This is a genomic window from Raoultella sp. (assembly GCF_039594335.1).
Taxonomy (GTDB): domain Bacteria; phylum Pseudomonadota; class Gammaproteobacteria; order Enterobacterales; family Enterobacteriaceae; genus Klebsiella.
In genome coordinates, this window is record NZ_JBCNNS010000275.1 from 1 (window position 1) to 2899 (window position 2899).

A 2899-nucleotide genomic window follows, 5' to 3' on the forward strand; every position below is an offset into this window, starting at 1 on the left:
CTGCCTTAGACAAAACGTCCGCTATTGCTGCCACTCGCTGTCACTTTACACGATACGTGAGAAGCCTGCCGCTAAATCCGCCAACAGATCGTCAACATTTTCTAACCCGATATGGACGCGAATCAATGTGCCGCTGAAATCAACTTCAGCTTCCGGACGGATGGCGGCGATTTGTTCCGGCTGATTAGCCAGAATCAGCGATTCAAAGCCGCCCCAGGAGTAGGCCATGCTGAACAAGCTGAAGTTGTCGAGATACACAGCCAGCTCGGCGTTGGTCAGGCGTTTATTGAGGACAAATGAGAACAGGCCACTGCTGCCGGTAAAATCGCGCTTCCAGAACTCATGGCCCTTGCTACCTGGTAACGCAGGGTGGTTGACGCGAGCGACCTGCGGATGTTGCGCCAGCCATTCGGCGATACGCAGACTGCTTTCATGATGCTGACGCAGGCGGACGCCAAGAGTGCGCAGGCCGCGGCTGGTCATATAGGCGGTATCCGCATCGACCATTTGCCCCATCAGGTAGGCATTTTCCCGCAGCTGATCCCAACAGCGTGCGTTGGATACCGCGGTGCCGACCATCGCATCAGAGTGGCCAATCAGGTATTTCGTCCCGGCCTGAATGGAAATATCGACGCCAAAATCCAGCGCTTTAAACAGCACGCCAGCAGCCCAGGTGTTGTCGATCATGATAATCGCCTGCGGAGCAACGCGGCGGACTGCGGCAACGATTGCCGGAACGTCGTGAACTTCCATGGTGATAGAGCCAGGTGATTCCAGGAACACCACCCGGGTGTTGGGTTGGATCTGGCGGGCAATATCGGCGCCAATCAGCGGATCACACCAACTGGTGGTGACGCCGATCTTGGCGAGGATTTTAGTGCAAAAGTCCTGGCTGGGTTCATACGCGGTGTTGGTCATCAGGACATGGTCGCCTTGTTCGACGAAGGCCAGAATGGTATTGGCAACGGCGGCGGCGCCGCAGGGAAACAGCGCGCATCCGGCGCCGCCTTCCAGTTCGCACATGGCTTCCTGTAACGAAAAGTGAGTCAATGTCCCGCGGCGGCCGTAAAACAGCTCGCCTTTTGCCCGGTTGCGGGTGGCGTGTTTTTTAGCTTCGACAGTCTCGAACACCAGCGATGAAGCACGCTGGATCACGCTGTTGACCGAGCCTTGGGTATATTTTTTACTGCGTCCGGCATTGACCAGCGCGGTATCAAGATGTTTATCAGCCATGTTTTTTTACCTGTTTTTATACGTCTGGACGTCTAAACTAGCATGAATGGCTCAACCTGTACCAGGGAATGGCCGATACGGGCAAAAATTTTGCGAAATCCGTATTCGACCACTTTTTTACTGCGTAAGCGCAAGGAATCTAAACGTGATTTGCTGCACAGTGTAAATACTAATGAGAACCACTATCAATTCGATGCTTTTTTGATATTATTGTGCTCAGATTTTGTGATTGACGTCCTGGAGATTCAGCGTGGGTAATAATTTGATGCAGGCGGACCTGTCCGTTTGGGGTATGTATCATCATGCCGATATTGTCGTTAAGGTCGTGATGATTGGCCTGATTTTGGCGTCGATAGTCACTTGGGCTATCTTTTTCGGCAAAGGTGCTGAAATGCTTTCCAGTAAGCGCCGCCTCAAGCGCGAACAGCAACTGCTCGGCGACGCGCGTTCCCTCGATCAGGCCAGCGATATCGCAAACAGTTTCCACCCGAAAAGCTTAAGCTCGCAACTTATTAACGAAGCGCAGAACGAGCTGGCTCTTTCTGAAGGCGTCGAAGATAACGAAGGGATTAAAGAACGTACCGGTTTCCGCCTTGAGCGTCGCGTGGCGTTCGTTGGCCGTTACATGGGCCGTGGCAACGGTTATCTGGCGACCATCGGGGCGATTTCCCCGTTCGTCGGTCTGTTTGGTACCGTCTGGGGTATCATGAACAGCTTTATCGGCATTGCGCAGACGCAGACCACTAACCTTGCCGTGGTTGCGCCGGGCATTGCGGAAGCGCTGCTGGCGACGGCCATCGGCCTGTTTGCGGCGATTCCTGCCGTGGTTATCTATAATATTTTTGCCCGCATGATCGGCAGCTACAAAGCGTCGCTCGGCGATGTTGCTGCGCAGGTGCTGCTGCTGCAAAGCCGTGACCTGGATCTGAGCGCCAGCGGCGTTAAACCGGTCCGTACCGCGCAAAAATTACGAGTAGGTTAATGCTTTATGGCAATGCATTTTAACGAAAACCTCGATGATAACGGCGAAATGCATGACATCAACGTCACGCCGTTTATCGACGTCATGCTGGTGCTGTTGATCATCTTTATGGTGGCGGCACCGCTGGCGACCGTGGATGTGAAGGTCAACCTTCCGGCCTCCTCAAGTCAGCCGCAGCCACGTCCGGAAAAGCCGATTTATCTGTCGGTGAAAGCGGATAAAACGATGTTCCTCGGCAACGATCCGATTACCGAAGAGAGCATGATCGGCGCGCTGGATACGCTGACTGAAGGGAAGAAAGACACCACCGTCTTCTTCCGCGCGGACAAAACCGTGGATTATGAGACTATGATGAAGGTCATGGATACCCTGCACCAGGCGGGTTATCTGAAGATTGGTCTGGTGGGTGAGGAAACCGTAAAAGTGAAATAACCCTCCCGACGACACTTCTCAGGCTGGCCATGTGCCAGCCTTTTTTATGCCCGATGCGCAGCGGCCCTGCGGTGGGAGGTTGCAATCGCAGCGGCGAGTTGCGATATAATGCCGGACGTTTTTTGTTAACTCACAGGATCTTATGGAACGCTTTCTGGAAAATGCTATGTATACCTCACGCTGGTTGCTGGCGCCGGTTTATTTTGGTCTTTCACTCGGGCTGATTGCGCTGTCGATCAAGTTTTTTCAGGA

At 53.5% G+C, this 2899-nt stretch carries 3 protein-coding genes and 1 pseudogene; 3 read left to right on the plus strand and 1 reads right to left on the minus strand.

The window, feature by feature from the left end:
- Positions 1 to 45 precede the first annotated feature (45 nt).
- A complete protein-coding gene (gene metC, locus ACZAHD_RS22925) occupies positions 46 to 1233 on the minus strand; it encodes a cystathionine beta-lyase (protein WP_462458766.1) in 1188 nt (395 codons plus the stop codon).
- Between the two features lie 250 nt (positions 1234 to 1483).
- On the opposite strand from metC, the gene exbB reads away from it, so the two are divergent.
- The 3 genes and pseudogenes from exbB to ACZAHD_RS22940 all read left to right on the plus strand — a co-directional run.
- Complete coding sequence (exbB, locus tag ACZAHD_RS22930; protein ID WP_462458767.1) at positions 1484 to 2215, plus strand: tol-pal system-associated acyl-CoA thioesterase; 732 nt, start codon at positions 1484 to 1486, stop codon at positions 2213 to 2215.
- Between the two features lie 6 nt (positions 2216 to 2221).
- On the plus strand, positions 2222 to 2647 hold the full coding sequence (gene exbD / locus ACZAHD_RS22935) for a TonB system transport protein ExbD (protein WP_462458768.1): 426 nt from the start codon (positions 2222 to 2224) through the stop codon (positions 2645 to 2647).
- Between the two features lie 142 nt (positions 2648 to 2789).
- Positions 2790 to 2899 (plus strand): annotated as a pseudogene (locus ACZAHD_RS22940) (TIGR00645 family protein); the annotation flags it as partial.

Excerpts from the sequence above, each read along its gene's own strand:
- metC (WP_462458766.1), bottom strand. The coding sequence starts at position 1,233 with ATGGCTGATAAACATCTTGATACCGCGCTGGTCAATGCCGGACGCAGT.
- exbD (WP_462458768.1), top strand. The coding sequence starts at position 2,222 with ATGGCAATGCATTTTAACGAAAACCTCGATGATAACGGCGAAATGCAT.